This is a genomic window from Mycobacterium persicum, assembly GCF_002086675.1.
In the GTDB taxonomy this organism is placed as follows: Bacteria; Actinomycetota; Actinomycetes; order Mycobacteriales; family Mycobacteriaceae; genus Mycobacterium; species Mycobacterium persicum.
Genome location: NZ_MVIF01000001.1, coordinates 176472 through 202397, shown reverse-complemented (window position 1 = coordinate 202397; position 25926 = coordinate 176472). Strand labels below are relative to the sequence as shown.

Below are 25926 nucleotides of genomic sequence, written 5' to 3'. Positions count from 1 at the left end.
TCTGTGGCACAGAAGGACGTGCTAACTGACCTGAGCAGGGTCCGCAACTTCGGCATCATGGCACACATCGATGCCGGCAAAACGACGACGACCGAACGCATCCTGTACTACACCGGCATCAACTACAAGATCGGCGAGGTGCACGACGGCGCCGCGACGATGGACTGGATGGAGCAGGAGCAGGAGCGCGGCATCACCATCACCTCTGCTGCGACGACGACGTTCTGGAAAGACAACCAGCTCAACATCATTGACACGCCGGGGCACGTCGACTTCACCGTCGAGGTGGAGCGCAACCTGCGGGTGCTCGACGGGGCCGTCGCCGTTTTCGACGGGAAGGAGGGCGTCGAGCCGCAGTCCGAGCAGGTCTGGCGCCAAGCCGACAAATACGACGTCCCGCGCATCTGCTTCGTCAATAAGATGGACAAGATCGGTGCCGACTTCTACTTCTCGGTGCGCACCATGGAGGAGCGGCTGGGGGCCAACGCCGTGCCGATCCAGTTGCCCATCGGCTCCGAGGCGGACTTCGAAGGCGTCGTCGACCTGGTCGAGATGAACGCCAAGGTATGGCGCGGCGAGACCAAGCTGGGCGAGACCTACGACACCATCGAAATCCCGGCCGAACTGCAGGAAAAGGCCGAGGAATACCGCACCAAGCTAATCGAGACGGTCGCCGAGACCGACGAGGAATTGCTGGAGAAGTACCTCGGCGGCGAGGAGCTCACCGTCGCGGAGATCAAGGCCGGGATCCGCAAGCTGACGATCGCCAGTGAGATCTACCCGGTGCTGTGCGGCAGCGCCTTCAAGAATAAGGGCGTGCAGCCGATGCTCGACGCCGTGGTGGATTACCTGCCGTCGCCGCTGGATGTGCCGCCGGCAATCGGCCACCCGCCCGGCAAGGAGGACGAAGAGGTCGTCCGCAACGCGACCACCGACGAGCCGTTCGCCGCGCTGGCGTTCAAGATCGCCACTCACCCGTTCTTCGGCAAGTTGACCTACATCCGGGTGTACTCGGGCACCGTCGAGTCCGGCAGCCAGGTCATCAACGCCACCAAGGGCAAAAAGGAGCGGCTGGGCAAGCTGTTCCAGATGCATTCCAACAAGGAGAACCCTGTCGAGCGGGCCAGCGCCGGCCACATCTACGCGGTCATCGGCCTGAAGGACACCACGACCGGTGACACGCTGGCCGACCCGAACAACCAGATCGTGCTCGAGTCGATGACCTTCCCCGACCCGGTGATCGAGGTGGCCATCGAACCCAAGACCAAGAGCGACCAGGAGAAGCTGAGCCTGTCGATCCAGAAGCTCGCCGAGGAGGACCCCACCTTCAAGGTCCATCTGGATCAAGAAACCGGCCAGACCGTGATCGGTGGCATGGGCGAGCTGCACCTGGACATCCTGGTGGACCGGATGCGCCGGGAGTTCAAGGTCGAGGCCAATGTCGGCAAGCCGCAGGTGGCCTACAAGGAGACCATTCGCCGCGTGGTGGACACCGTCGAGTACACCCACAAGAAGCAGACGGGCGGCTCCGGCCAGTTCGCCAAGGTGATCATCAAACTGGAGCCATTCACCGGCGAAGACGGTGCGACCTACGAGTTCGAGAACAAGGTCACCGGTGGCCGCATCCCGCGCGAGTACATCCCGTCGGTCGACGCCGGGGCCCAGGACGCCATGCAATACGGCGTGCTGGCCGGCTACCCGCTGGTGAATTTGAAGGTCACCTTGCTCGACGGCGCCTTCCACGAGGTCGACTCCTCGGAAATGGCATTCAAGATCGCCGGTTCCCAGGCGCTGAAAAAGGCGGCGGCACAGGCCCAGCCGGTCATCCTGGAGCCGATCATGGCCGTCGAGGTCACCACGCCCGAAACGTATATGGGCGATGTGATCGGCGACTTGAACTCCCGCCGTGGTCAGATTCAGGCCATGGAGGAGCGGGGCGGTTCGCGCGTCGTGAAGGCGCACGTGCCGCTGTCGGAGATGTTCGGCTACGTCGGCGACCTGCGGTCCAAGACTCAAGGCCGGGCGAACTACTCGATGGTGTTCGATTCCTACGCCGAAGTGCCGGCTCAGGTGTCGAAGGAGATCATCGCGAAGGCGACGGGCGAGTAGGCGGCGTGAGGTGACGGCGAGTGATTTGCGCGTAAGCTAGCCCGGTCAACACCGCGGCATAACTGAAAACATCAACACTGCTTTTATAAGCACCAACAGTCCAGGAGGACACAACAGTGGCGAAGGCGAAGTTCCAGCGGACCAAGCCCCACGTCAACATCGGGACCATCGGTCACGTTGACCACGGCAAGACCACCCTGACCGCGGCTATCACCAAGGTCCTGCACGACAAGTTCCCGGACCTGAACGAGTCGAAGGCGTTCGACCAGATCGACAACGCGCCCGAGGAGCGTCAGCGCGGTATCACCATCAACATTGCGCACGTGGAGTACCAGACCGAGAAGCGGCACTACGCACACGTCGACGCGCCGGGCCACGCCGACTACATCAAGAATATGATCACCGGCGCCGCCCAGATGGACGGCGCGATCCTGGTGGTCGCCGCCACGGACGGCCCGATGCCGCAGACCCGTGAGCACGTGCTGCTCGCGCGTCAGGTGGGTGTGCCCTACATCCTGGTCGCGCTGAACAAGGCCGACGCGGTCGACGACGAGGAGCTGCTCGAGCTCGTCGAGATGGAGGTCCGCGAGCTGCTGGCCGCCCAGGAGTTCGACGAGGACGCCCCGGTAGTGCGGGTTTCGGCACTGAAGGCTCTCGAGGGCGACCCCAAGTGGGTGGAGTCGGTGGAGCAGCTGATGGATGCGGTCGACGAGTCGATCCCCGACCCGGTCCGTGAGACCGACAAGCCGTTCCTGATGCCCGTCGAGGACGTCTTCACCATCACCGGCCGCGGCACCGTCGTCACCGGTCGTGTGGAGCGCGGCGTGGTCAACGTCAACGAGGAAGTCGAGATCGTCGGCATCCGCCCGACGACCACCAAGACCACCGTCACCGGTGTGGAGATGTTCCGCAAGCTGCTCGACCAGGGGCAGGCCGGTGACAACGTCGGGCTGTTGCTGCGTGGCGTCAAGCGTGAGGACGTCGAGCGCGGCCAGGTCGTCATCAAGCCCGGCACCACCACCCCGCACACCGAGTTCGAGGGTCAGGTCTACATCCTGTCCAAGGACGAGGGCGGCCGGCACACGCCGTTCTTCAACAACTACCGTCCGCAGTTCTACTTCCGCACCACCGACGTGACCGGTGTGGTGACCCTGCCGGAGGGCACCGAGATGGTGATGCCCGGTGACAACACCAACATCGCCGTCAAGCTGATCCAGCCCGTGGCCATGGACGAAGGTCTTCGGTTCGCGATCCGTGAAGGCGGCCGTACCGTCGGCGCCGGCCGGGTCACCAAGATCATCAAGTAGCGCTAACCGGTTCATCACCAGGCCCGGATTGCCGATCATGGCAATCCGGGCCTGGTGCTTGGTGCCCTCGGCAACCGACCGGGCCAGCGGCACAGTATGTGATCGGTAGCCGAGTGTGCGCGCTAATCTGACACGACCTAACCGTGAAGCGAGGAGCAGGCACATGCTGGCGCGCTATATCAAGATGCAGTTGTTGGTGCTGTTGTGCGGCGGTCTGGTCGGGCCGATCTTTCTGATCGTCTATTTCACGCTGGGCGTGGGCAGCCTGCTGTCGTGGATGTTCTATGTCGGTCTGCTGATCACCGTGGCGGATGTGCTGATCGCGCTGGCATTGACCAACTGGGGCGCCAAGACGGCGGCCAAGACGGCCGAACTCGAGCAGCACGGGGTGTTGGTGCTCGCGCAAATCACCGGTCTCACCGAAACCGGGACCAGGATCAACGACCAACCGGTGGTCAAGGTGCACCTGCATATCGCCGGACCCGGCATCGTGCCGTTCGACAGCGAAGACCGGGTGATCGCCAGCGTGACCCGGCTGGGCAACCTGACCGCGCGCAAGCTGGTCGTCCTGGTCGATCCGACTACCCAGCAATACCTGATCGACTGGGAGCGCAGCTCTCTGGTCAACGGCCTGCTCCCGGCGCAGTTCACCCTGGCCGAGGACAACAAGACCTACGACTTGAGCGGTCAGGCCGGCCCGTTGATGGAGATCCTGCAGATCCTGAAGGCCAATGGCATTCCACTCAACCGAATGGTCGACATCCGGTCGAATCCGGCGTTGCGTCAGCAAGTCCAAGCGGTGGTGCGGCGGGCGGTCGCGCAGCAGGCGCCGGCATCCCAGCCGGCCGCCTCGCAAGCGTCGATCGCCGAGCGATTGCAGGAGCTGGAGTCATTGCGGGCCAGCGGAGTGGTGAACGATCAGGAGTATGCCAGCCGGCGGGCTCAGATCATCGCCGAGATCTGAGCGGGCTAGTCGCCGGGCTCGTTGGATCCGGTAGCGGCGATCCGAGCGGCCGTCCACGCGCTCGGGGGTGGGGCTTTCGCTAGGTGCGTACGGCGCCCTGCCGGCCCCGGCGCGGACCGTGGAGCCGGGTGTTAGAACACGTTCCAATTCCGCTGCTAGCCTGACAGCGGCGGAAGGGGTACACGTGGCTGGATCACTACAGGGACGGGTCGCATTCGTCACCGGAGCTGCCCGCGCTCAGGGACGGTCGCACGCGGTGCGGCTGGCCCGGGAGGGCGCCGACATCATCGCGCTGGACATCTGTGCGCCGGCGTCGGACTGTCTCACCTACCCCGCGGCCACACCGGAGGACCTCAACGAAACCGTTCGCGCGGTGGAGGCCGAGGGCCGCAAGGTGCTGGCGCGCGAGGCGGATGTCCGCGATGGCGCGGCACTACGGCAGCTGGTCGCCGACGGGCTCGAGGCTTTCGGCCGGCTGGACATCCTGGTGGCCAATGCCGGGGTGCTGGGCTGGGGGCGGCTCTGGGAACTCACCGATGAGCAGTGGGACACCGTCGTCGGGGTCAATCTCACCGGCACCTGGCAGACGCTGCGCGCCGCGGTGCCCGCCATCATCGAGGCGGGCAACGGCGGGTCGATCGTGGTGGTCAGCTCTGCGGCGGGGCTGAAGGCCACACCGGGTAACGGACACTACGCGGCGAGCAAGCACGGGTTGGTTGCGTTGACCAACACGCTGGCGCTCGAGCTCGGCGAATTCGGTATCCGGGTCAACTCCATCCACCCGTATTCGGTCCGCAGCCCGATGATCGAGCCGGAAGCGATGATGCAGATATTCGCCGAGCACCCCGGCTATGTGCACAGCTTCCCGCCAATGCCGTTGCAGCCCAAGGGATTCATGACCCCCGATGAGGTCTCCGACGTGGTCGTGTGGTTGGCCGGCGACGGCTCGGGCACCCTGACCGGAACGCAGATACCCGTCGACAAGGGCGCCTTGAAGTATTGACGCGCGATCGTGTATGAACTGCAGGTGACCAGTAGCGAAGGCGTCAACGAAGTTGACACGCACCCGGAATCGGGGCCTGACTCCGGTGCTGATAACGGGATCGTGATCGTCGGTGGGGGACTGGCCGCGGCCCGGACCGCCGAGCAACTGCGCCGGGCCGGCTACGCGGGTCGCCTCACCATCGTCAGCGACGAGGTCCACCTCCCCTACGACCGGCCGCCCCTGTCCAAGGAGGTGCTGCGCAAGGAGGTCGACGATGTCGCCCTCAAACCGCGTGAGTGGTACGACGAGAAGGACATCACGCTTCGGTTGGGGTCGGCGGCCACCGGCCTCGACACCGTCGCGCAGACACTCACTTTGGCCGACGGAACCATGTTGCGCTACGACGAGCTCGTCATCGCGACCGGCCTGGTGCCGCGGCGCATTCCGACGTTCCCGGACATCGAGGGCATTCGGGTGCTGCGGTCGTACGACGAGTGCATGGCGTTGCGCGCCCACGCGTCGGCCGCCACCCGCGCCGTCGTCGTCGGGGCGGGTTTCATCGGCTGCGAGGTGGCGGCCAGCCTGCGCGGGCTGGGTGTGGCGGTGGTGCTGGTCGAGCCGCAGCCGACGCCGCTGGCATCGGTGCTTGGCGAGCAGATCGGTCAGCTGGTCGCCCGCCTGCATCGGGACGAGGGCGTCGACGTGCGCACCGGCATCGGCGTGGCCGAGGTCCGCGGGGCGGGCCATGTCGACACGGTGGTCCTGACCGACGGTACCGAACTACCGGCCGACCTGGTTGTCGTCGGCATCGGGTCGCATCCGGCGACCGGCTGGCTTGACGGTACCGGCGTCAAGGTCGACAACGGCGTGATCTGTGACGCAGCCGGACGCACCAGTGCGCCCAACGTATGGGCGCTGGGTGATGTCGCCTCCTGGCGCGATCCGATGGGACACCAAGTGCGCGTGGAACATTGGAGCAATGTTGCCGACCAGGCCCGGGTGGTGGTGCCGGCGATGCTGGGCCGTGACGTACCGTCCAACGTGGTCGTTCCCTATTTCTGGAGCGACCAGTATGACGTCAAGATTCAGTGCCTGGGTGAGCCGCACGCCACCGATATCGTCCATCTCGTCGAGGACGACGGCCGAAGGTTCCTGGCCTACTACGAGCGCGATGGTGTGCTGGTCGGTGTCGTGGGTGGCGCGATGCCGGGCAAGGTCATGAAGGTGCGCTCCAAGATCGCCGCCGGCGCGCCCATCTCCGAAGTGCTGGAATCACCGGATGCCGGTTGAGCCTCATTGAGCGAGGGTCTGACGGGGTCCGCGTGGCCGTTGCCAGTTCTGCCGCGGCGGTCGACGGACGCGTAGCAGGGCCCGGATGCAGAAGGCGCCGTAGTTGCTGCCGCACACCACTACCGGCGTCGCGCTCATAACAGCGTGGGGTGATGCTGGGCCGGGCCGGCGGCGAGCTCGCGTTCGGGCACGCTCAGCCGACCTCGTGCACGGGGTTCTCATCGGTGACGCGGCCGAGGACAACGACAGGTCGGGCGCCACGACTTTCACGAGCGACACCGATCCGCCGATCGGCGGACAGCCGGCGATGCGGGTGCGACAACTACTGACAAGAACTACTGCCAGGTCACCGGTGGCCCGTGCGGATGACATTCGCCCAGGACCCGCGTCCGCCCGTCAGGCCAACTGGCGGCGCGGACCAGGAACTTCAGCGGACTACCGGGTCCGTTGCGCGCCGGCTCGAGCGTCAGGTGCGCGAAGGGGGTGCGTGCGCCGGCTTGCGCGCCCAGGTGCTCGACCGCGGCGCGGATCGCGGACCGCTCGTCGGTGGACAGGTACTGCCAGGTGATCGAATGCCATAGCACCGTCAGCGCACCGTCGGCCAGAGCCAGGGCGGCGACCGCCTCGGCCGCGGTCTGACGTTGCAGTTCCGCCGGAACCTTGCGGGCGACCTCGATGGCGCCGCGCAGCCGCTTCAAACGGGCGTGCTGGTCGGGCCAGACGTAGCTCAACACGGTCAATTCGCCGTCGGCGCCGGTCACATCGATGGGCGCGATGTCGTACCCGTGGCGCTCCGCGATGCGCACCGCAGCGGGCGGCGGCAACCGACCGTGCCACGCATCGGCGATCGTCACCGGCGTCTCGGCCGGTCCCCACTGGCCGCGGTCGTAGCGGTAGCGGTACCGGTCTGCCCGCAGATTCAGGCCGGCACTGGCACCGATCTCGAAAAGCCTTATCGGCAACCCGAATTCGTGGTTGACGTGCAGCAGGCCGCCGATCAGCGCGGCGGATCGGCCGACCTCGTTGGTTTGTGGTGGTTGGTCCAGGGCCGCCCGCAACACATCGCTGCGATCAACCGCGACGCGCACGATGGCGGGCCAGGCGGCCGCGGCGTCCCAGCTGCCGCCGGTGCTCGGATACCAGCTGCGCAACGTCGGCGCCCGGCCGTCCAGCACCAACCGGTGCAGGCCGCCGAGTAGCCGCAGCGGCACCGCGTGGCGCGCTGGGTCGTCCTCGTGACCGGCAAGGATGGTCGCGAAGACGCCGCCCGCTTCGACGTCGGCGGCCACCAGCTCGAACAGCTCGCCGTACATCGGTGAGCCGGAGCCGGCGCAGAACCGTCCCTGCGATCGCAGGGTATGCGGCAAGTGCTCACCACTCGCGGGGCCGCTCATCCGAGCCGGTCCAATCCGGCGCCGACGACGTCGAAGGCATTGCCGAGCGCCTCGGGTAGCGAGACGGATTCGTCAGCCAGCCAGTTTTCGTAGGCGCTCAAAGCGACCCCGAGCATCGTCCAGGCGATGGTCTGAGGCAATAGGTCGGTGGCCTTGCCGCCGAGCCTGCGGGCCACGAACCCGGCGATCACCGCTCGCCAGCCGGCATACATCGTCATCGAATACGCTTGCAGCTCAGCGGTTTCCAGAATGATGCGCATACGCTGGCGGTGCCGGACGGTCTCGGATTCGTCGAAGGTGTTGAACGCCAGCAGCGCCGCACGCAACGCCGCGCCCAGTCGGACCCGCGGATCGATGTTGTCGAGCAGCTGCTGTAGCTGCGCGAGGTGGGCGTCGAAGTCACCCCACGGAATCGCGTTCTTGGATACGTAGTAGCGAAACAGGGTGCGCCGGGCGATGCCGGCCGCCTGTGCGACGTCGTCGACGCTGACCTCGGCGAAGCCGCGGGCCGCGAACAACTCGATGGCAACGTCGGTGATGTGGTGCTTGGTCGTCGAGCGGCGTCGGCCCACCCGCGACTGGTGCAGCATCAGACCCGCCCTTTCATTTCGGCACTCGATGCCATATTCTGGCGATCAGTGTGACCAGTACCACCTCACATTGTCGAGGCCCAGGACGACCCAGGACGAAAGGCATCCACGTGGACCACGAGACTGACACCGACGTCGAGCTCGTCACCGAGACCCTGGTTGAAGAGGTTTCCATTGACGGCATGTGCGGGGTCTACTGACCCGGTGCCGGCAGTGCCCGACGACTTCGACCCGGATCGCGGCTGGCGGCTGCATCCGCGGGTGGCGGTTCGGCCCGAGCCCTTCGGCGCGCTGCTGTATCACTTCGGCACCCGCAAGCTGTCGTTTCTGAAGAATCGCACCATCCTGACGGTGGTGCAGTCGCTGGCCGATTATCCCGACGTGCGCTCCGCCTGCCGGGGCGCCGGTGTGGCGGATTCCGGGCAGGGTCCCTATCTGCATGCGCTGGGTGTGCTGGCCGCTTCGGCGATGCTGGTTCCGCGGGAGGGCCCGTGACGGTGCCCCGGCTCATCGAGCAGTTCGAACACGGGCTGGACGCCCCGATTTGTCTGACGTGGGAGCTGACCTACGCCTGCAACCTGGCGTGTGTGCACTGCCTTTCGTCGTCCGGCCGACGTGATCCGCGCGAGCTGTCCACGCGCCAGTGCAAGGACATCATCGACGAGCTGGAACGCATGCAGGTGTTCTACGTGAACATCGGCGGTGGTGAACCCACGGTGCGTCCCGACTTCTGGGAGCTGGTGGACTACGCGACCGCGCACCGCGTCGGCGTGAAGTTCTCCACCAACGGCGTGCGGATCACCCCCGAGGTGGCAGCGCGGTTGGCGGCCAGCGACTACGTGGACGTCCAGATATCTCTCGACGGCGCGACCGCCGAGGTCAACGACGCGGTCCGGGGCACCGGGTCGTATGCGATGGCGGTGCGCGCCCTGGAGAACCTGGCCGCAGCCGGATTCGGCAAGACCGGAGCCCCCAAGATCTCGGTGGTGGTCACTCGTCACAACGTTGGCCAGCTCGATGAATTCGCTGCCCTGGCAAGCGGTTACGGTGCCACCCTGCGGATCACCCGACTGCGTCCGTCGGGGCGGGGCGCCGATGTCTGGGAGGACCTGCACCCCACCGCCGATCAGCAGGTGCAGCTCTACGACTGGCTGGTGCTCAACGGCGAGCGGGTGCTCACCGGTGATTCCTTCTTCCACCTTTCCCCACTGGGCGAATCCGGGGCGCTGGCCGGGCTCAACATGTGCGGCGCCGGTCGGGTGGTCTGCCTGATCGACCCGGTGGGCGACGTGTATGCCTGCCCGTTCGCCATCCATGACCGCTTCCTCGCCGGAAACGTGTTGTCCGACTCCGGTTTTGGAACTGGCTTCGACAACATTTGGAAGAACGCTCCGTTATTTCGTGAATTGCGGTCGCCGCAGTCCGCGGGCGCCTGCGGCAGCTGCGGGCACTACGACAGCTGCCGGGGCGGCTGCATGGCGGCCAAGTTCTTCACCGGCCTGCCGCTGGACGGGCCGGATCCCGAATGCGTCCAAGGACACGGAATGCCGGCCCTGGCCCGGCAGCGCGAGGCGCCGCGCCCGCGCGTCGACCATTCGCGAAAGACGAGTCGACCCGTACCCCTGACACTGAACGTCAGACCGCCGGCCCGGCTCTGCGACGAAAGCCCGCTGTAGTCATGGCCGATGCCTGGTTCGAAACGGTGGCCATCGCCCAGCAACGCGCAAAATGGCGATTGCCCAAGTCCGTGTACTCGTCGCTGATCGCGGCAAGCGAAAACGGCATCACGGTCGCCGACAATGTCGCGGCATTCGCTGAACTCGGCTTCGCGCCACACGTCATCGGCGCGACGGAAAAGCGTGACTTGGCCACGACCGTGATGGGCCAAGACATTTCGCTGCCGGTGATCATTTCGCCGACCGGTGTGCAGGCGGTCGATCCCGACGGCGAGGTGGCCGTCGCCCGGGCGGCGGCGGCCCGGGGCACCGCGATGGGCTTGTCCTCGTTTGCCAGCAAGCCGATCGAAGAGGTCGTCGCCGCCAATCCCAAGATCTTCTTCCAGATCTACTGGCTCGGCGGCCGCGACGCCATCGCCGAGCGTGTCGACCGGGCGCGGCGGGCCGGGGCGGTGGGGTTGATCGTCACCACCGACTGGTCGTTCTCGCATGGGCGGGACTGGGGTAGCCCCAAGATCCCCGAAGAGATGAGCTTGTGGTCGGTGGTGCAGCGGTTCCCGGAGGCGATCGTCCGGCCGCGCTGGTTGTGGAAGTTCGGCAAAACGCTGCGCCCACCGGATCTGCGGGTGCCCAATCAGGGCCGCCGCGGCGAACCCGGGCCGACGTTCTTCGCCGCCTACGGCGAATGGCTGGGCACCCCGCCGCCGACCTGGGAAGACGTCGCCTGGCTGCGGGAGCTATGGGGGGGCCCGTTCATGCTCAAGGGCGTGATGCGGGTTGACGACGCCAAAAGAGCGGTCGATGCCGGCGTCTCCGCGATATCGGTGTCCAACCACGGCGGAAACAACCTGGACGGCACGCCTGCCTCGATCCGTGCCCTGCCCGCCGTGGCGGCGGCGGTCGGCGACCAGATCGAGGTGTTGCTGGACGGCGGTATCCGGCGGGGCAGCGACGTCGTCAAAGCGGTGGCGTTGGGAGCTCGGGCAGTGATGATCGGCCGCGCATACCTCTGGGGACTGGCCGCCAACGGCCAAGCCGGCGTCGAAAACGTCCTCGACATCCTGCGCGGCGGCATCGACTCCGCACTGATGGGCCTCGGCCGTAGTTCGGTCCATGACCTGCGGCCGGACGACATCATCGTGCCCGCCGGGTTCGCTCGGGAATTGGGTGTGTAACGTCCAAGTAAATTCCGGCCGCGTCAATATCGGTGGCGCAGAAAAAAATTCGGTAGAAGAGGTAACAATCGGTGCACGGCAGGTAAATTCGGCCTACCATCGGCGAGTGCCCGTACGCGGCGAACTGGCGAACTCGACGTCGAGCCAGCTACCACGCAACTCGCCGTCGATAGTGGTCCCGCTGGGGTCTACCGAACAACACGGTCCCCACCTGCCGCTGGATACCGACACGCGGATCGCGACCGCCGTCGCCCGGGCGGTGGCCGCACATCTATCCGGGCCGGACTGGCTGGTGGCTCCCGCGCTCGCCTACGGCGCCAGCGGTGAGCATCAGAGCTTTGCCGGGACCATCTCCATCGGTGTCGACGCCCTGGCCATGCTGCTGGTGGAGTACGGCAGGTCGGCCGGCTGCTGGGCCGATCGGCTGGTTTTCGTCAACGGTCACGGCGGCAATATCGCGGCGTTGCGCCGCGCAGTCGGCATGCTGCGCTCCGAAGGTCGCGACGCCGGATGGTGTTCATGTCGCGCCGTGGGTGGTGACGCGCATGCCGGGCACACCGAAACATCGGTATTGCTGCATCTTTCGCCGGACGATGTGCTGACCGATCGGTTGCTGGCCGGCAACGGCGCGCCGCTGCCGGAATTGCTGCCGTCGATGCGGCGCGGCGGAGTCGCGGCCGTCAGTCCGACCGGGGTGCTGGGCGACCCGACCACGGCGACGGCGGCGGCGGGAAGACGGATCTTCGCGGAGATGGTCGATGATTGCCGGCGTCGGATTGCCAGGTGGTTGCCCGGACCCGACGGGATGCTGGCATGACCCAGACCCGACTGCCGGATGGATTCGCGGTGCAGGTCGACCGCCGCGTGCGGGTGCTCGGCGACGGGTCGGCCCTGCTCGGTGGTTCACCGACCCGGCTGCTGCGGCTGGCTCCCGCCGCTCAGCACATGCTTTCCGACGGCCGGCTCAAGGTGCGCGACGAGCTCAGCGCACAACTGGCCCGCACCCTGCTGGATGCCACGGTGGCGCATCCGCGCCCCGCCAGCGGTCCCTCATATCGTGACGTCACCGTGGTGATACCGGTGCGCGACAACATATCTGGTGTACGCCGGCTGGTGGCCGCACTGCGTGGATTGCGGGTCATCGTGGTCGACGACGGGTCGGCGTGCCCGGTCGAGTTGGAGGACTTTCCCGGGGCGCGCTGCGACATCGAGGTGCTGCATCACCCGCGCAGCAAGGGTCCGGCGGCGGCACGCAACACCGGTCTGGCGGCGTGCACCACCGACTTCGTGGCATTCCTGGATTCCGACGTGGCGCCACGCCGCGGATGGCTCGAAGCGTTGCTGGGCCACTTCTGTGATCCCACTGTCGCTTTGGTCGCGCCCCGCATCGTCGGTATGGCGCAAAGCGAGAACCTGGTGGCTCGCTACGAGGCGGTGCGCTCGTCGCTGGATCTCGGTCTGCGGGAGGCGCCGGTGTTACCGCACAGCCCGGTGTCCTACGTACCGAGCGCCGCGATCGTCTGCCGCGCCGCGGCCCTGCGCGACGTGGGTGGTTTCGACGAGACCCTGCATTCGGGGGAGGACGTCGACCTGTGCTGGCGGTTGATCGAAGCGGGCGCCCGGCTGCGCTACGAGCCGATCGCGCTGGTCGCGCATGACCATCGCACGCAGCTACGGGACTGGATCGCGCGCAAGGCCTTCTACGGCGGTTCGGCCGCGCCCCTGTCGGTGCGCCACCCCGACAAGACCGCGCCGCTGGTGATTTCCGGCTGGGCACTGACGGCCTGGATCCTGATGTCGCTGGGTACCGGGCTTTGTCAACTGGCATCGCTGGTCATCGCGGTGGTGACCGGTCGTCGCATCGCCAGGACCATGCGCAGCGCCGACACCTCACTGTCGGATGTGCTGGTAGTCGCCACCCGCGGATTGTGGTCCGCGGCTTTGCAGTTGGCGTCGGCCATGTGCCGGCACTACTGGCCGGTGACCTTGATTGCCGCCCTGCTGTTTCGGCGTTGCCGGCGGGTGGTGCTGGTCGCGGCGATCGTCGACGGCGTGGTCGACTGGCTGCGCCGCAAAGAGGCCAGGGATGGCGATGCCGGCGATACCGAACCGCTCGGCGTGCTGACCTACGTGTTACTCAAGCGCGTCGACGACCTCGCCTACGGCCTGGGCCTGTGGTACGGCGTGGTGCGCGAACGCAATGTCGGCGCGCTCAAACCGCAAATTCGGGTATAACGGCCACCTTGACTGCTGCCGCCGGGCACAGCGACGTGTTGATCGTCGGCGCGGGCAGCGCCGGATCGGTGGTGGCCGCCCGCCTTTCTGCCGATCCCCGCTGTGTCGTGACCGTCCTCGAGACGGGCCCCGGCCTCGCCGATCCGCAGTTGCTGGCGCAAACCTCCAATGGGTTTCGCCTCCCGATCGGCGTGGGCAGTCCGCTGGTCCGGCGATACCAGACCCAGCTCACCGACCGGCCGATTCGCCGACTGGCGATCGTGCGCGGAGCGACCCTCGGTGGTTGCGGTGCAATCAACGGCGGCTACTTCTGCCGCGGACTACCACAGGATTTCGATCGCGCTGCGCTACCCGGCTGGGCATGGCCCGACGTACTCGAACACTTCCGGGCCATTGAGACAGATCTGGACTTCAGTACGTCCGCGCACGGTGGCGACGGCCCCATCCTGGTTCGGCGAACGCACGAGATCACCGGCATCACCCAGCGCTTCATCAGTGCCGCCGAGCGCGCCGGGTTCCCCTGGATCGACGACCTCAACGACGTTGGTCCGTCGAGTGTCTCGGGGGTGGGCGCGGTCCCGCTGAACATCGTGGACGGTGTCCGGACCGGGTCCGGCGCCGGGTATCTGCTGCCCGCGCTGCGCCGACCAAACCTGACACTGCTGGAACAGACCCGGGCATTGCGATTGCGCTTCTCCGGCGCCAGAGCCGTCGGTGTCGACGCGGTTGGCCCATCCGGGCCGATCACTCTGGCGGCCAACCGAATTGTTCTGTGCGCCGGTGCGATTGAGTCGGCACATCTGCTGATGCTGTCCGGGGTCGGTGACGAGGCGATGCTTCGTGCGGTCGGCGTTCCGGTGGTGGCGGCGTTGCCGGTCGGAATGAGTTGCAGCGACCACCCGGAATGGGTGCTCCCCACGACGTGGGTCGTTGCTCCCGAACGGCCGGTGGTGGAGGTGGTGCTGCACACCGCAGACGACCTCGAGATCAGGCCCTATACCGGTGGTTTCGTGGCTATGACCGGTAATGGCCTTGGGGGACAGCCTGATTGGCCGCATATCGGGGTGGCGCTCATGCGGCCGCGGGCCCGTGGTCGGATCACGCTGCTCTCGGCGGATCCCGACGTGCCGCCGCGGATCGAGCATCGATACGACAGCGAGCCGGCCGACGTCGCCGCGCTGCGGCGGGGCGTCGATCTAGCCCGCGAAATAGCGGGTGCGGCAACGGATGTCGGGCAAGTCGCGTGGTCCACGTCACAACATCTGTGTGGCAGTGCCCCCATGGGGGTTGACGGTGACCCCGGGGGCGTCGTCGACGTCCGGTGCCGGGTGTACGGTATCGAAAATCTATGGGTGATCGACGGCTCCGTGCTGCCGGTGATCACCAGCCGCGGTCCGCATGCCACCATTGTGATGTTGGGGCATCGGGCGGCCGAATTCGTCGTATGAGCGTCAGGCTCGGTGCCGTCCTGCCGTTGCCGGCGCGGGTGCGACGACCCGGCGGATCGGCCCCAGTTGCCGGCCATCTCGGCCGGGTGCCCACAATCCGATCAGCACCGCTGCGATGGCCACAATCACGGCCATCACCAGCGTCGAGGCGTGCATGGCGGTCAGGAACGCCGCCTTGCTGACGTCGGCAAGCTGCTTTCCCTGGGGCCCAAGCCGATTGGCTACCTCCACGGCCTGGGCCAGCGAATCGGTCGCCGCGCCGCGGACGGCCGGTGGGAAGGCCGACAAACTCGTCGCCAGCTCTTGGGCGTAGCGTCCGGCCAGTATCGAGCCGGCCACCGCGATTCCCAACGCTCCGCCCACCTCCCTGGTGGTGTCGTTGACCGCCGATGCCACGCCTTGCTTTTCGTCGGGAACGGCCGCCATGATCGCCGAAGTCGTCGGTGCCGTGCATAACCCGATGCCCGCGCTGAGTATCAACGCGGGCCAGGCCAGGTCGAAATACGATGAGTCCACCGACAGCCCGCGCATGCACAGGAAGCCCACCGACATCACCAGCATGCCCACCAGCAACACCAGCCGCAGACCGAGTTTCGGGACGTACCAGAACGACAGTGCCGACAAGATGCCCAGCGGCACCATGAACGGGCCGAAGGCGACCGCCGTCATCAGAGCGGAGTAGCCCATGATCTGCTGGACGTATTGCATGCCGAGGTAGAAGAAGCCGAAGGTCGCCCCGAACAGCATGACGATGGTTCCCACCCCGGTGGCAAATCCGGGATCGGCGAACAGCCGCACGTCGAGAAGCGGCTGCCGGCGCCGGAATTCGACGACACCGAACGCCCCGGCAAGAACCGCTCCGACGACAAGGCCGCCGACGACGACGGCGTCGCCCCAGCCGCGCTGGGGTGCTTGCAAGATACCGAATACCGACACCGCGACGGCGGCGCCGATCAGTACGGCACCCAGCCAGTCGACTCGCGGCGCATCGGGTTCGCGTGACGACGCGACGGAGCACGTCAGCGCAAAGACCAACGCGCCGGCGGCCCCGAGCGCCCAGAAGATCGACTTCCAATCCCAGAAGCTGAGCAGGATGCCGGAACCGAACATGCCCAGCACCCCGCCCGAGCCGGCGACTCCGGCCCAGATCCCGACGGCCTTCATCCGCTCTTCTTTCGGATAGGCAACGGTCAGCAGGGAGAGCGTCGCGGGCATCACGAACGCCGCTCCGGTCCCGGCGACCGCCCGGGCCACGATGATCTGCAGCGGGGTGTCGAAGATCGCCGGCGCCACCGAGGCCACCGAGAAGACGGTCAGACCGAACAACAGCGCGCCTCGTCGCCCGTAACGGTCGCCGATGGCCCCGGCCGGTAGCAGCAGGCAGGCCAGCGCGACGGTGTAACCGTCGACCACCCAGGTCAGCTGAGACTGCGTCGCCGAGGTCGCCACCGCAAGGTCGCCCAGTGCCGTGTTCAACGCGACCATCGACGCGACGACGAGCGACACGCCCGTGCAGGCCACCGTCAGGGTCCAGATTCGAGCGCGATGGGAGGTGCCCGACGGCATCCCGTCGGTACGCTGATGAGGCCGGACGAGGGTGTTCACCATGCTGCACGCCTCCTTCCGGCGGCGAGTACTTGCCGAGACTAACGGTCTTGCATATAGACGGATAGTCTCGTTCTTAAACGGAGGTAGTGCAGATCGCCGGCAGTAGCGTTGATCCCCGCCCGGAGCGGTCTCGGGCTCGGTTACTGGAAGCCGCCACTGCGTTGCTGCGGTCCGGCGGGCCGAAGGCGGTGACCGTGGAGGCGGTCACCCGTGGCGCCAACGTTGCCAGAGCCACGCTGTACCGCCACTTCGCCAGTGGGAACGACCTGCTGGCCGCGACGTTCAACAGCCTGATACCGCCGGCGCCCATGCCGCCTTCGGAAGGTTCGCTGCGGGATCGGCTCATCGCGTTGTTACAGGCTCAGGCCGAGCTGATTGCCGAAGCGCCGGGCATGCTGACCGCGATGGCCTGGGTCGCGCTGGGCGGCGATCTTGAACAACTGCCGGAAGCGCGGCACGCCCATAGCGGTGACAGCACTGCGCTTGCCACCTTGCGCGAACGCATCGCCCAGCAGTATGCGGCGCCATTCGACGCGATTTTCGACAGCCCGGAGGCGGCCGAATTGGGCGAGATCGACCGGTCCCGCGCGATCGCCCTGTTGATCGGCCCCCTGGTGCTGGGACGGTTGAGCACCCTGCCGGACTTCGACTATCGGGAATGCGCGCGGGCAGCAGTCGACGGCTTTCTGTTCGTCCAGCGCCGGCGGGGTGGAGCGGTGGCGGCCACCAACATCGAATCGGCATGAGTCAACGGACGGATCTTCATCCCGCTCAACGGATTTGAGCTGCGTTACCGGCCGGTCCGATCCTTGATCCGCTGCCTGACCGCGGCTTTGCCTTCGGCCAGTGTGGCCAAGCCCAGGCGGGTAGCGCTCCACCTGAGCTCGTTATTGATGATCCAGCGCGCCAGAATCAATTCGGAGTGCTCCAACAGCTGAATGGCTTCCAGCATCGGTTCCAGCACCGGTCTGGCCGGCACAATGAGGCCGCGGCGCCTCGGGAAGCCGCGGAACATCCAGTCGGTGAACTCCGACAACGCCAGGGCCGGCGCATCGCTGGGCATGTTCGGGTCGAAGGCCGCCATCAGTTCGGCGGCTAATTCGCCCGGCGGGGCGCCGTTGATCCAGTCGACCATCGGTTGCGCGGCGTCAGGTGCCCCCAAATCCGGCCCGATCACGGGATGAGAGCGTAGGCTTGGCCGCCACCGCCCGGTGGAACAAACCAAAAGCCCTGGTGGGGTCGCTGCCGGCGATGATCGTGGACCGCCCGGCGGACACCGCCGGCGGCCCACCGATGCCGATGACCCGGGATTTGGCCGAAGCGGTGATCTGGGGCATACTGTTCAGGTTGCCTTGCGCCAGGTTTGCGCCTGGCCAGGCACACGACCGGCGCCCACACGGGCGCGTCCGGCCCCATCCTTGGAGCGCGACCGATTTCGGCGCCTACAAGGCTGCGTGCGGGCGACACGCCCGACCGCGGGGGTCGGTGGACCACGACAGGTAAACAGCGGCGCAGTATCCGGCGCACGCTAGTTCGACCCGGGATCGGCCGGCGTCGATCGGCGGGCTGGCGGCACCAGGTCCGGACCCGGGCCTGAAGTATTGGAGTGAGGTAGGAGAAGCGTGGCGGGACAGAAGATCCGCATCAGGCTCAAGGCCTACGACCATGAGGCTATCGACGCTTCGGCGCGCAAGATCGTCGAGACCGTCGTCCGCACGGGTGCCAGCGTCGTAGGTCCGGTGCCACTGCCGACCGAGAAGAACGTGTATTGCGTCATCCGCTCCCCGCATAAGTACAAGGACTCGCGGGAGCACTTCGAGATGCGCACCCACAAGCGGTTGATCGACATTCTCGACCCGACCCCGAAGACGGTTGACGCACTCATGCGCATCGATCTTCCGGCCAGCGTCGACGTCAACATCCAGTAGGAGTCTGCAGAGCAATGGCACGAAAGGGCATTCTCGGTACCAAGCTGGGCATGACGCAGGTATTCGACGAGAACAACAGAGTCGTACCGGTGACAGTGGTCAAGGCGGGCCCGAACGTCGTGACGCGCATCCGCACGCCGGAGCGCGACGGCTACAGCGCCGTGCAGCTGGCCTACGGCGAAATCAGTCCCCGCAAGGTCACCAAGCCGCTGAGCGGTCAGTACACCGCCGCGGGCGTCAATCCGCGGCGGCACCTGGCCGAGCTGCGCCTCGATGACCCGGACGCGGTGGCCGAATACGAGGTCGGCCAGGAGCTGACGGCCGAGATCTTCGCCGACGGCAGCTACGTGGATGTGACCGGGACCTCCAAGGGCAAAGGCTTCGCCGGCACCATGAAGCGGCACGGCTTCCGCGGTCAGGGAGCTGCTCACGGTGCCCAGGCGGTGCACCGGCGTCCCGGCTCCATCGGCGGTTGCGCCACCCCGGCGCGGGTGTTCAAGGGCACCCGGATGGCCGGCCGGATGGGCAATGACCGGGTAACCGTGCAGAACCTGTTGGTGCACAAGGTCGATGCCGAAAATGGCGTGCTGTTGATCAAGGGTGCGGTTCCCGGCCGCACCGGCGGACTCGTGATGGTCCGCAGCGCGATCAAACGAGGTGAAAAGTAATGGCTGCCACCACCCTCAAGATTGACGTCAAGACGCCGGCCGGCGAAGTCGAAGGCTCCATCGAGCTGCCGGCCGAGTTGTTCGACGTACCGGCCAACATCGCGTTGATGCACCAGGTGGTCACCGCGCAGCGGGCGGCGGCCCGCCAGGGCACACACTCGACGAAGACACGCGGCGATGTCAGCGGCGGTGGTCGTAAGCCGTACCGGCAGAAGGGCACCGGTCGAGCCCGGCAGGGATCGACGCGGGCCCCGCAATTCACCGGCGGGGGCGTGGTGCACGGTCCCAAGCCTCGTGACTACAGCCAGCGCACCCCCAAGAAGATGATCGCCGCCGCGTTGCGGGGCGCGTTGTCGGACCGCGCGCGCAACGGGCGCATCCACGCGGTCACCGAGTTGGTTGCCGGCCAAACCCCCTCTACCAAGAGCGCCAAGACATTTCTGGCGACGCTGACCGACCGCAGGCAGCTGCTGGTGGTCATCGGGCGCGACGACGAGACGGCGGCCAAGAGCGTCCGCAACCTGCCCGGTGTGCACGTCCTGTCGCCCGATCAACTCAACACCTACGACGTGCTGCGCGCCGACGACGTGGTTTTCAGCGTCGCGGCGCTCAACGCCTACATAGCCGCTAATACAGCCGCCAACACTCCCGAGGAGGTTTCGGCCTGATGGCGACCATCGCCGACCCCCGCGACATCATCCTGGCCCCGGTGATCTCGGAGAAGTCCTACGGGTTGCTCGACGACAACGTCTACACGTTCGTAGTGCATCCCGATTCCAACAAGACGCAGATCAAGATCGCTATCGAGAAAATCTTCGCGGTCAAGGTCGCATCGGTGAACACCGCCAACCGGCCGGGCAAGCGCAAGCGCACCCGTACCGGATACGGCAGGCGCAAGAACACCAAGCGCGCCATCGTGACCCTGGCGCCGGGCAGCAAGCCGATTGACCTGTTCGGAGCACCGGCCTAGCCGCGCGCGAGAGAAAGACCTGATTAGACATGGCAATTCGCAAATACAAGCCGACGACGCCGGGCCGCCGCGGCGCCAGTGTGTCGGATTTCGCCGAGATCACCCGGTCCACGCCGGAGAAGTCACTGGTGCGTCCGTTGCACGGCCACGGCGGCCGCAACGCGCACGGCCGGATCACCACGCGCCACAAGGGCGGCGGTCACAAGCGCGCCTACCGGCTCATCGACTTCCGTCGTAACGACAAGGACGGGGTCAACGCCAAGGTCGCGCACATCGAGTACGACCCGAACCGCACCGCAAGGATCGCACTGCTGCATTATCTCGACGGCGAAAAGCGCTATATCATTGCGCCCAACGGGCTTACGCAGGGCGACGTGGTGGAATCGGGTCCCAATGCCGACATCAAGCCCGGTAACAACCTTCCGCTGCGCAACATCCCGGCCGGCACCTTGGTCCACGCGGTGGAGTTGCGGCCCGGCGGCGGGGCCAAGCTTGCGCGCTCGGCCGGGTCGAGTATCCAGTTGCTCGGCAAGGAAGCCAGTTACGCGTCGCTGCGGATGCCCAGTGGCGAAATCCGCCGGGTCGACGTCCGCTGCCGCGCGACGGTCGGCGAGGTGGGCAATGCCGAGCAAGCGAACATCAACTGGGGCAAGGCCGGTCGGATGCGATGGAAGGGCAAGCGCCCGTCGGTCCGTGGCGTGGTGATGAACCCCGTCGACCACCCGCACGGTGGTGGCGAGGGTAAGACCTCCGGTGGCCGTCACCCGGTCAGCCCCTGGGGCAAGAAGGAAGGGCGCACCCGCCATCCGAACAAGCAAAGCAACAAACTCATCGTCCGCCGCCGGCGCACCGGCAAGAAGCATGGCCGCTAGCCTGGCGACGATGCGCGCGGGCAAATTAGACCCAGGAAGTTTCAGGAGTAGCCAACTATGCCACGCAGCCTGAAGAAGGGCCCGTTCGTCGACGACCATCTGCTCAAGAAGGTCGACGTACAGAACGAGAAGAACACCAAGCAGGTCATCAAGACCTGGTCGCGGCGTTCGACCATCATCCCCGACTTCATCGGCCACACCTTCGCGGTACACGACGGCCGCAAGCATGTCCCGGTGTTCGTCACCGAGGCGATGGTGGGTCACAAGCTCGGTGAATTCGCGCCGACGCGCACCTTCAAGGGACACATCAAGGACGACCGGAAGAGTAAGCGGCGATGACTACCACCACTGAATATCCGTCGGCCGTCGCCAAGGCACGGTTTGTGCGGGTATCGCCGAGAAAGGCGCGCCGGGTCATCGATCTGGTTCGGGGCCGCTCGGTATCGGATGCACTCGACATCCTGCGCTGGGCGCCGCAGGCCGCCAGTGAGCCGGTGGCCAAGGTGATCGCCAGTGCCGCCGCCAACGCGCAGAACAACAACGGCCTGGACCCGACGACGTTGGTGGTCGCCACGGTCTATGCCGACGAGGGTCCGACCGCCAAACGCATCCGTCCGCGTGCTCAGGGTCGTGCGTTCCGAATTCGGCGGCGCACCAGCCACATCACCGTGGTGGTGGAGAGTCGCCCGGCCAAGGACGAGCGGTCTTCGAAGTCGTCGAGGGCGCGTCGGGCCGAGGGCAGCAAGGCCGCCGCGAAGGCACCTGCGAAGAAAGCCCCTGCTGTTTCGGGGACCAAAGCACCGGCCAAGAAAGCGGCGACCAAAGCGCCCGCCAAGAAAGCACCCGCAAAGACTTCTGAGACTTCTGCATCTGAGAATTCCGTTGGGAAGGGAGGCTCAGACTAGTGGGCCAGAAGATCAATCCGCACGGCTTCCGGCTGGGCATCACCACCGACTGGAAGTCGCGCTGGTACGCCGATAAGCAGTACGCCGAGTACGTCAAGGAGGACGTCGCGATCCGCCGGCTGCTGTCGAGCGGCCTGGAGCGCGCCGGTATCGCCGACGTGGAGATCGAGCGGACCCGCGATCGGGTCCGGGTGGACATTCACACCGCCCGCCCGGGCATCGTCATCGGCCGCCGCGGCACCGAGGCCGACCGGATTCGCGCCGATCTGGAGAAGCTGACCAAAAAGCAGGTTCAGCTAAACATTCTCGAGGTGAAAAACCCCGAGTCGCAAGCTCAATTGGTGGCCCAGGGGGTTGCCGAACAGTTGAGCAACCGGGTGGCGTTCCGCCGCGCGATGCGCAAGGCCATCCAGTCGGCGATGCGTCAGCCCAACGTCAAGGGCATCCGGGTGCAGTGCTCGGGCCGCCTTGGCGGTGCCGAGATGAGCCGCTCGGAGTTCTACCGCGAAGGCCGGGTTCCCCTGCATACCTTGCGCGCGGACATCGACTACGGCCTGTACGAGGCCAAGACCACCTTCGGCCGGATCGGCGTGAAGGTGTGGATTTACAAGGGCGACATCGTCGGTGGCAAGCGCGAATTGGCCGCCGCGGTCCCCGCGGGCCCCGAACGGCCGCGCCGCGAACGGCCGGCGGGCACCCGTCCGCGCCGCAGCGGTGCCTCGGGCACGACGGCCACGGGCACCGACGCGGGCCGCGCCGCGGGCGGCGAAGAGAGCACCGCGGGGGCCGGCAACGAGACCGCGCCGGCGGTCGAAGCGCAGAGTACGGAGTGAATGAATCATGCTGATTCCCCGCAAGGTCAAGCACCGCAAGCAGCATCATCCCCGCCAGCGAGGCATCGCCAGCGGTGGAACGTCGGTGAATTTCGGCGACTACGGGATCCAGGCCCTCGAGCACGCCTATGTCACCAACCGGCAGATCGAGTCGGCCCGTATCGCCATCAACCGGCACATCAAGCGTGGCGGCAAGGTGTGGATCAACATCTTTCCGGACCGCCCGTTGACCAAGAAGCCCGCCGAGACCCGGATGGGTTCGGGCAAGGGCTCCCCGGAGTGGTGGGTGGCCAACGTCAAGCCGGGCCGGGTGCTGTTCGAACTCAGCTACCCCAATGAAGCGATCGCGCGGGCCGCGCTGACCCGTGCGATCCACAAGTTGCCGATCAAGGCACGCATTATCACTCGAGAGGAGCAGTTCTGATGGCAGTGGGAATTTCCCCTGGCGAACTGCGTGAGCTCACCGACGAGGAACTGACCGAGCGACTGCGCGAATCCAAGGGAGAGTTGTTCAACCTGCGCTTCCAGATGGCGACCGGCCAGCTCAACAACATCCGCCGGCTCCGCACGGTGCGTCGGGAAATCGCCCGCGTCTATACGGTGCTGCGCGAACGAGAACTGGGTCTGGCTTCCGGTCCCGATGGTCCCGAAGGCCCCGAAGGCCCCGAAGGTAAGGAATCGTGATGGCAGAGGCTAAGACTGGCGCAAAGGCGGCACCCGCGGCGGCTAAAGCCCCACGCAAGGCAGCGTCCAAAGAGGCCGCACCCAAGGATGTCCCCTCGAAAGCGAAGGGCCCCAAGCACACTCCGAGCGCTCCCAAGCCGCGAGGCCGTCGCAAGACACGCATCGGCTACGTGGTGAGCGACAAGATGCAGAAGACCATCGTGGTCGAGCTGGAAGACCGCATGCGGCACCCGTTGTACGGCAAGATCATTCGCACCACCAAGAAGGTCAAGGCGCACGATGAGAACAGCATCGCCGGCATCGGCGACCGCGTTTCGCTGATGGAGACGCGTCCGCTGTCGGCGACCAAACGCTGGCGGCTGGTCGAGATCCTCGAGAAGGCCAAGTAACGGCCGAAAGAGCTTTGCGGAGCGCCGGGTCAGACGATTTTCGTCGCCTGACCCGGCGCTTCTTCGTGGACATGACAGTTTGCGTGTGGTGAGGCGAATCGCCGGACACCTCGGCCACTGCCAGATGTAGGACTGCACTTGTCCACCGCTGGTAGGACAAGCAATGATCCAGGTAAATCCGCCCATAATGGGACAGAGTTTGCCGGCGTGGGTTGCTAATTTTCGGGTGGAAAAGACATCTGCATCATGTCCGCCTTGCGCGCGCATGGCAGGTCTGTGAATCGATACGAGGAGGAAATTTCATGTCCCACGAGATGCTGTTCGCCGAATGCGAGCTCGTCTACTCGGCTCCTATCTGCAAGGCCGACGAAATCTGCGAGTGAATCTAACCTGACTGGCCGGGCGGGATCTGATATCCCAAGGTGGTCAGATCCCGCACCGGTCGAGACCCGCGACGCCGCCCGGCGGCATTGAATCCCAAAATCGGATTCGAGGAGAGCAGAATGACGCCAGGCTCCGCTGGTCCTGTCGTAGCTTCGCTGTTCGGAATCGACCTGACAAATCCGGACACCTTTGCGAACGGCTTCCCGCACCACGTATTTGAGAGCCATCGCACTGAAGCACCGGTGTTCTGGCACTCGCCCACTGAGCACACTCCCGATGGTGAAGGCTTCTGGTCGGTAGCCACCTATGCCGAGGTACTGGCAGTACTGCGTGACTCAGCGACCTTCTCATCGGAAGCCGGCGGCCAACGGCCGTTCGGTGGCACCTTGTTGCAGGATCTGCCAATCGCCGGTCATGTGCTCAACATGATGGATGATCCGCGGCATGCTGCGATCCGGCGGCTGGTCAGCTCTGGTCTAGGGCCACGAATGATTCGCCGAATCGAACACGACCTGCGCCAACGGGCCCGAAGGCTGCTCAACCGGATCGAGCCCGGTGTAGCGTTGGACTTCGCGGTTGATATCGCTGTCGACCTGCCGATGCAGGCGATCTGCATCTTGTGCGGAATTCCGGAGATCGACCGGCACTGGTTGTTGGAGGAGTTTGAGGCGGGTCTGGATTTTCGCGGAACCCGAGCGGAGTACATGGCATGGGCGCTTGGTGAAGGTGCCGAATCACGGCGGGACAGCTACTGTCGGGAGCTGATTGCGCGCAAACGCGCTGAGCCGGCCGACGACTTGCTGTCTATCGTCGCCAACGCAACCGAACCTTTCCTGTCGGACGCCGAGGTTCACTTGTTTTTCAACACGATGTTCAGCGCGGGCTCAGACACTACTCGCAATGCGATTGCGGTTGGGCTGCTTGCTCTGGCCGAACGTCCCGACCAATGGCGGCAACTGCGCGGGGATTTGAAGTTGTTGCCGTCGGCGATCGAGGAAATGGTGCGTTGGTCATCGCCATCGCCGTCGAAGCGGCGCACGGCCACTCGCGCCGTCACCTTGGGAGGCCACTGGATCGAGGCTGGCCAAAAGGTGTTGGTGTGGGAGGGCTCGGCCAACCGCGATCCCAGCGTGTTCGACCGTCCAAACGAATTCGACATCACCCGAAAGCCCAACCCGCACCTCGGTTTTGGCCAAGGGGTGCACGCTTGCATGGGCGCAAATCTGGCCCGGATGGAGCTGCGGCTGTTTTTCGAGGAACTGCTCCCGCGCTTCGAAGCAATCCAGTTGACGGGGCCCGTGGAATGGATCGGCACTAACCGCCGCAACGGCTTGCGGCACCTGGTGTTGGAATTCAACTGACCGCACCACCGGCGCCGGTGGCCGGGAAGCCGCCGAAAGTCGCGGGGCCCGCGGAGCGCCCGGCCAGACCCCGATACCGGCCTCGCGAAATTTGTCATACTATGTTGACAATGTAAGGTGACGGCAGGCCGCAAGATCAGGCAAGCGCCCA

The 25926-nt window shown here is 66.0% G+C and carries 30 protein-coding genes; 25 read left to right on the top strand and 5 right to left on the bottom strand.

The genetic code is table 11. The features are described 5' to 3' along the window. Positions 1–3: 3 nt before the first annotated feature. The 5 genes from fusA (at position 4) to BST40_RS00900 (ending at position 6655) form a co-directional block, all read left to right on the top strand. Positions 4–2109 (top strand): elongation factor G, encoded by a 2106-nt coding sequence (gene fusA, locus BST40_RS00920; protein WP_075547021.1) that lies wholly within the window; start codon positions 4–6, stop codon positions 2107–2109. 116 nt (positions 2110–2225) lie between these two features. Beyond that, positions 2226–3416, top strand: coding sequence for an elongation factor Tu (gene tuf / locus BST40_RS00915; RefSeq protein ID WP_023370882.1), 1191 nt, complete (start codon positions 2226–2228; stop codon positions 3414–3416). 163 nt (positions 3417–3579) lie between these two features. Continuing rightward, positions 3580–4380: an SHOCT domain-containing protein gene (locus BST40_RS00910; protein ID WP_075547022.1), complete on the top strand. Its 801-nt coding sequence runs from the start codon at positions 3580–3582 to the stop codon at positions 4378–4380. Positions 4381–4564: 184 nt separating this feature from the next. After that, the gene (locus BST40_RS00905; protein WP_083153136.1) at positions 4565–5383 is read left to right on the top strand and encodes a mycofactocin-coupled SDR family oxidoreductase; all 819 of its coding nucleotides are present in this window, start codon (positions 4565–4567) and stop codon (positions 5381–5383) included. Between the two features lie 18 nt (positions 5384–5401). Further along, positions 5402–6655 carry an NAD(P)/FAD-dependent oxidoreductase gene (locus BST40_RS00900; protein ID WP_373420103.1) on the top strand — a complete coding sequence of 418 codons (1254 nt, stop codon included), beginning with the start codon at positions 5402–5404 and terminating at the stop codon, positions 6653–6655. Positions 6656–6990: 335 nt separating this feature from the next. Here BST40_RS00900 and BST40_RS00895 read toward each other — a convergent pair whose 3' ends face one another. Together BST40_RS00895 and mftR are read right to left on the bottom strand one after the other, a co-directional pair. Next, a complete protein-coding gene (locus tag BST40_RS00895) occupies positions 6991–8049 on the bottom strand; it encodes a DUF2332 domain-containing protein (protein WP_083153135.1) in 1059 nt (352 codons plus the stop codon). Continuing rightward, a complete protein-coding gene (gene mftR, locus BST40_RS00890; RefSeq protein WP_083153133.1) occupies positions 8046–8639 on the bottom strand; it encodes a mycofactocin system transcriptional regulator in 594 nt (197 codons plus the stop codon). The genes BST40_RS00895 and mftR overlap by 4 nt, the downstream gene beginning before the upstream one ends. 110 nt (positions 8640–8749) lie before the next feature. Here mftR and mftA point away from each other — a divergent pair, with 110 nt between their 5' ends. From mftA to mftG, 7 genes are all read left to right on the top strand, one after another. Next, the gene (mftA, locus tag BST40_RS00885) at positions 8750–8839 is read left to right on the top strand and encodes a mycofactocin precursor MftA (protein WP_036395329.1); all 90 of its coding nucleotides are present in this window, start codon (positions 8750–8752) and stop codon (positions 8837–8839) included. A gap of 4 nt (positions 8840–8843) precedes the next feature. Beyond that, positions 8844–9134, top strand: a complete 291-nt coding sequence (gene mftB / locus BST40_RS00880) for a mycofactocin biosynthesis chaperone MftB (protein ID WP_082275391.1) — start codon at positions 8844–8846, stop codon at positions 9132–9134. Then, positions 9131–10315, top strand: a complete 1185-nt coding sequence (gene mftC / locus BST40_RS00875) for a mycofactocin radical SAM maturase (protein ID WP_083153132.1) — start codon at positions 9131–9133, stop codon at positions 10313–10315. Before mftB ends, mftC begins: the two co-directional genes overlap by 4 nt. Positions 10316–10317: 2 nt before the next feature. Beyond that, entirely contained in the window at positions 10318–11490 is a 1173-nt protein-coding gene (gene mftD / locus BST40_RS00870; RefSeq protein ID WP_083153130.1) for a pre-mycofactocin synthase MftD, read from the top strand. Positions 11491–11557: 67 nt separating this feature from the next. Continuing rightward, on the top strand, positions 11558–12307 hold the full coding sequence (mftE, locus tag BST40_RS00865) for a mycofactocin biosynthesis peptidyl-dipeptidase MftE (RefSeq protein WP_075547158.1): 750 nt from the start codon (positions 11558–11560) through the stop codon (positions 12305–12307). Next, positions 12304–13725: a mycofactocin biosynthesis glycosyltransferase MftF gene (gene mftF, locus BST40_RS00860; protein ID WP_083153128.1), complete on the top strand. Its 1422-nt coding sequence runs from the start codon at positions 12304–12306 to the stop codon at positions 13723–13725. The genes mftE and mftF overlap by 4 nt, the downstream gene beginning before the upstream one ends. Positions 13726–13733: 8 nt before the next feature. Further along, positions 13734–15173 carry a mycofactocin dehydrogenase MftG gene (gene mftG / locus BST40_RS00855; RefSeq protein ID WP_083153127.1) on the top strand — a complete coding sequence of 480 codons (1440 nt, stop codon included), beginning with the start codon at positions 13734–13736 and terminating at the stop codon, positions 15171–15173. A 3-nt stretch (positions 15174–15176) separates the two neighbouring features. Here the strand turns inward: mftG and BST40_RS00850 are convergent, their stop codons facing one another. Continuing rightward, positions 15177–16781 carry an MFS transporter gene (locus BST40_RS00850; protein ID WP_083153125.1) on the bottom strand — a complete coding sequence of 535 codons (1605 nt, stop codon included), beginning with the start codon at positions 16779–16781 and terminating at the stop codon, positions 15177–15179. Between the two features lie 143 nt (positions 16782–16924). On the opposite strand from BST40_RS00850, the gene BST40_RS00845 reads away from it, so the two are divergent. Then, complete coding sequence (locus BST40_RS00845) at positions 16925–17527, top strand: TetR/AcrR family transcriptional regulator (protein WP_075547159.1); 603 nt, start codon at positions 16925–16927, stop codon at positions 17525–17527. Positions 17528–17571: 44 nt separating this feature from the next. Here the strand turns inward: BST40_RS00845 and BST40_RS00840 are convergent, their stop codons facing one another. After that, entirely contained in the window at positions 17572–17958 is a 387-nt protein-coding gene (locus tag BST40_RS00840; protein WP_131808291.1) for a hypothetical protein, read from the bottom strand. After that, on the bottom strand, positions 17930–18118 hold the full coding sequence (locus BST40_RS30665) for a hypothetical protein (protein WP_075547033.1): 189 nt from the start codon (positions 18116–18118) through the stop codon (positions 17930–17932). The genes BST40_RS00840 and BST40_RS30665 overlap by 29 nt, the downstream gene beginning before the upstream one ends. A gap of 285 nt (positions 18119–18403) precedes the next feature. Here BST40_RS30665 and rpsJ point away from each other — a divergent pair, with 285 nt between their 5' ends. The 12 genes from rpsJ (at position 18404) to BST40_RS00780 (ending at position 25775) form a co-directional block, all read left to right on the top strand. Continuing rightward, positions 18404–18709 carry a 30S ribosomal protein S10 gene (gene rpsJ, locus BST40_RS00835; RefSeq protein ID WP_003873519.1) on the top strand — a complete coding sequence of 102 codons (306 nt, stop codon included), beginning with the start codon at positions 18404–18406 and terminating at the stop codon, positions 18707–18709. A gap of 14 nt (positions 18710–18723) precedes the next feature. Beyond that, positions 18724–19377: a 50S ribosomal protein L3 gene (gene rplC / locus BST40_RS00830; protein ID WP_075547034.1), complete on the top strand. Its 654-nt coding sequence runs from the start codon at positions 18724–18726 to the stop codon at positions 19375–19377. Further along, complete coding sequence (gene rplD / locus BST40_RS00825; RefSeq protein WP_075547035.1) at positions 19377–20045, top strand: 50S ribosomal protein L4; 669 nt, start codon at positions 19377–19379, stop codon at positions 20043–20045. Before rplC ends, rplD begins: the two co-directional genes overlap by 1 nt. Continuing rightward, on the top strand, positions 20045–20347 hold the full coding sequence (gene rplW / locus BST40_RS00820; RefSeq protein WP_023370924.1) for a 50S ribosomal protein L23: 303 nt from the start codon (positions 20045–20047) through the stop codon (positions 20345–20347). Before rplD ends, rplW begins: the two co-directional genes overlap by 1 nt. A gap of 29 nt (positions 20348–20376) precedes the next feature. After that, the gene (gene rplB, locus BST40_RS00815; RefSeq protein WP_075547036.1) at positions 20377–21219 is read left to right on the top strand and encodes a 50S ribosomal protein L2; all 843 of its coding nucleotides are present in this window, start codon (positions 20377–20379) and stop codon (positions 21217–21219) included. Positions 21220–21276: 57 nt separating this feature from the next. Further along, the gene (gene rpsS, locus BST40_RS00810; RefSeq protein ID WP_003892827.1) at positions 21277–21558 is read left to right on the top strand and encodes a 30S ribosomal protein S19; all 282 of its coding nucleotides are present in this window, start codon (positions 21277–21279) and stop codon (positions 21556–21558) included. Next, a complete protein-coding gene (gene rplV / locus BST40_RS00805) occupies positions 21555–22124 on the top strand; it encodes a 50S ribosomal protein L22 (RefSeq protein ID WP_075547037.1) in 570 nt (189 codons plus the stop codon). Before rpsS ends, rplV begins: the two co-directional genes overlap by 4 nt. Next, the gene (gene rpsC, locus BST40_RS00800; RefSeq protein ID WP_075547038.1) at positions 22124–22957 is read left to right on the top strand and encodes a 30S ribosomal protein S3; all 834 of its coding nucleotides are present in this window, start codon (positions 22124–22126) and stop codon (positions 22955–22957) included. Before rplV ends, rpsC begins: the two co-directional genes overlap by 1 nt. Before the next feature lie 7 nt (positions 22958–22964). Further along, entirely contained in the window at positions 22965–23381 is a 417-nt protein-coding gene (gene rplP / locus BST40_RS00795) for a 50S ribosomal protein L16 (protein ID WP_011739064.1), read from the top strand. Beyond that, positions 23381–23641, top strand: a complete 261-nt coding sequence (gene rpmC / locus BST40_RS00790; RefSeq protein WP_075547039.1) for a 50S ribosomal protein L29 — start codon at positions 23381–23383, stop codon at positions 23639–23641. Before rplP ends, rpmC begins: the two co-directional genes overlap by 1 nt. Next, entirely contained in the window at positions 23638–24030 is a 393-nt protein-coding gene (rpsQ, locus tag BST40_RS00785) for a 30S ribosomal protein S17 (protein WP_089024958.1), read from the top strand. Before rpmC ends, rpsQ begins: the two co-directional genes overlap by 4 nt. A 503-nt stretch (positions 24031–24533) precedes the next feature. Then, entirely contained in the window at positions 24534–25775 is a 1242-nt protein-coding gene (locus BST40_RS00780; protein WP_075547041.1) for a cytochrome P450, read from the top strand. Positions 25776–25926: the final 151 nt, after the last annotated feature.

What these genes read in the sequence shown, in the direction of transcription:
- BST40_RS00910 (WP_075547022.1), top strand. Translation starts at nt 3,580, where the DNA reads ATGCTGGCGCGCTATATCAAGATGCAGTTGTTGGTGCTGTTGTGCGGC.
- BST40_RS00895 (WP_083153135.1), bottom strand. Translation starts at nt 8,049, where the DNA reads ATGAGCGGCCCCGCGAGTGGTGAGCACTTGCCGCATACCCTGCGATCG.
- mftR (WP_083153133.1), bottom strand. Translation starts at nt 8,639, where the DNA reads ATGCTGCACCAGTCGCGGGTGGGCCGACGCCGCTCGACGACCAAGCAC.
- mftD (WP_083153130.1), top strand. Translation starts at nt 10,318, where the DNA reads ATGGCCGATGCCTGGTTCGAAACGGTGGCCATCGCCCAGCAACGCGCA.
- mftF (WP_083153128.1), top strand. Translation starts at nt 12,304, where the DNA reads ATGACCCAGACCCGACTGCCGGATGGATTCGCGGTGCAGGTCGACCGC.
- BST40_RS00850 (WP_083153125.1), bottom strand. Translation starts at nt 16,781, where the DNA reads ATGGTGAACACCCTCGTCCGGCCTCATCAGCGTACCGACGGGATGCCG.
- BST40_RS30665 (WP_075547033.1), bottom strand. Translation starts at nt 18,118, where the DNA reads ATGCCCCAGATCACCGCTTCGGCCAAATCCCGGGTCATCGGCATCGGT.
- rplC (WP_075547034.1), top strand. Translation starts at nt 18,724, where the DNA reads ATGGCACGAAAGGGCATTCTCGGTACCAAGCTGGGCATGACGCAGGTA.
- rplD (WP_075547035.1), top strand. Translation starts at nt 19,377, where the DNA reads ATGGCTGCCACCACCCTCAAGATTGACGTCAAGACGCCGGCCGGCGAA.
- rplW (WP_023370924.1), top strand. Translation starts at nt 20,045, where the DNA reads ATGGCGACCATCGCCGACCCCCGCGACATCATCCTGGCCCCGGTGATC.
- rplB (WP_075547036.1), top strand. Translation starts at nt 20,377, where the DNA reads ATGGCAATTCGCAAATACAAGCCGACGACGCCGGGCCGCCGCGGCGCC.
- rpsS (WP_003892827.1), top strand. Translation starts at nt 21,277, where the DNA reads ATGCCACGCAGCCTGAAGAAGGGCCCGTTCGTCGACGACCATCTGCTC.
- rplV (WP_075547037.1), top strand. Translation starts at nt 21,555, where the DNA reads ATGACTACCACCACTGAATATCCGTCGGCCGTCGCCAAGGCACGGTTT.
- rplP (WP_011739064.1), top strand. Translation starts at nt 22,965, where the DNA reads ATGCTGATTCCCCGCAAGGTCAAGCACCGCAAGCAGCATCATCCCCGC.
- rpmC (WP_075547039.1), top strand. Translation starts at nt 23,381, where the DNA reads ATGGCAGTGGGAATTTCCCCTGGCGAACTGCGTGAGCTCACCGACGAG.
- BST40_RS00780 (WP_075547041.1), top strand. Translation starts at nt 24,534, where the DNA reads ATGACGCCAGGCTCCGCTGGTCCTGTCGTAGCTTCGCTGTTCGGAATC.